Source organism: Collinsella aerofaciens (assembly GCF_040920445.1).
Lineage (GTDB): Bacteria > Actinomycetota > Coriobacteriia > Coriobacteriales > Coriobacteriaceae > Collinsella > Collinsella aerofaciens_BH.
In genome coordinates this window covers 1-951 of sequence record NZ_JBCOTQ010000109.1, presented here as the reverse complement: position 1 = coordinate 951, position 951 = coordinate 1, and the positions used below count along the sequence as shown (strand labels likewise).

Here is a 951-nt window from a genome sequence, read left to right as displayed (position 1 = left end):
GGTAGCCCGTACCAGATTCGAACTGGTGATCTCCGCCTTGAGAGGGCGGCGTCCTAAACCGCTAGACGAACGGGCCATATGTAGCAAATGCAATGGCTGGGATGGAGGGAGTCGAACCCCCATTGACGGAACCAGAATCCGCTGTCCTGCCATTAGACGACATCCCAATGACTGCATCGCTGCGCTCGGCTGTGCCTTTGCGCAAGAAAGAAATATACGGGAAGTCTCGCCGTGACGCAAGCCCCAATTTTGACTTTTTTGAAATTCAGTCAAATTGGCCTAATTTAGTCCAACCCGTGAAGGACCTGTGAAGCCAACCGCTGTACGCGAAGGGCAAAACGCCGCGAGCGGTAGCCGTCAACCGTTGGCAGATTCTACCGTGAAAACGATAGCGCCAGGCAACACAATCGAAGTATCAATGATCGCGTAGATATGAGGCGCCATGGACGAAGAGCTTGATTACCTATGGGAGACCCTGGGCCTCGAGATCACTGCCGACCTTTGGCCCGAACGGGACAAAATCCATCCCACACTGCGCCCCGCCATTACTGTGGTGCAGGCAAAATACCGCCGTGCATCCTTTTTGATCATGCGGATGTCATGGCACGCGGGACTCCCCGACCTTAAGCGAATCCAGGCAAGCCTCGTCGAGCTGTCCGGCATGCCGACCGTCATATCCGAGGCGCATCTGGAGCAGCGCCAGCGCGAGCGACTGCAACAGCAGCGGATTCCCTTTATCTGCCCCGGCGTTCAGGCATATCTGCCCTTTATGGACGAGGAGTACTGGAGCGGCAAGCCCAACAAGCACGTAAAGGTCTACGATCCGCACGAATGGGCGCAGCTTGAGGATTAGCGCATATGCCCGCCAGCCGGGATAGTGCGCATGCCCGCCAACCGGAAAGCTCATCCCGGAATTTACGTCCAGAACGGGACGCGCTTTCCCCTAGAGGC

The 951-nt window shown here is 56.8% G+C and carries 1 protein-coding gene and 2 tRNA genes; 1 reads left to right on the top strand and 2 read right to left on the bottom strand.

Annotated features, from left to right (window positions below):
- Positions 1–2: 2 nt before the first annotated feature.
- Positions 3–76: transfer RNA gene (locus AB5405_RS09835), tRNA-Glu, on the bottom strand.
- Between the two features lie 17 nt (positions 77–93).
- A tRNA-Gln gene (locus tag AB5405_RS09830) sits at positions 94–167 on the bottom strand.
- Between the two features lie 275 nt (positions 168–442).
- Here AB5405_RS09830 and AB5405_RS09825 point away from each other — a divergent pair.
- Positions 443–853 (top strand): hypothetical protein, encoded by a 411-nt coding sequence (locus AB5405_RS09825; RefSeq protein ID WP_271746478.1) that lies wholly within the window; start codon positions 443–445, stop codon positions 851–853.
- The last annotated feature ends 98 nt before the right edge of the window (positions 854–951 follow it).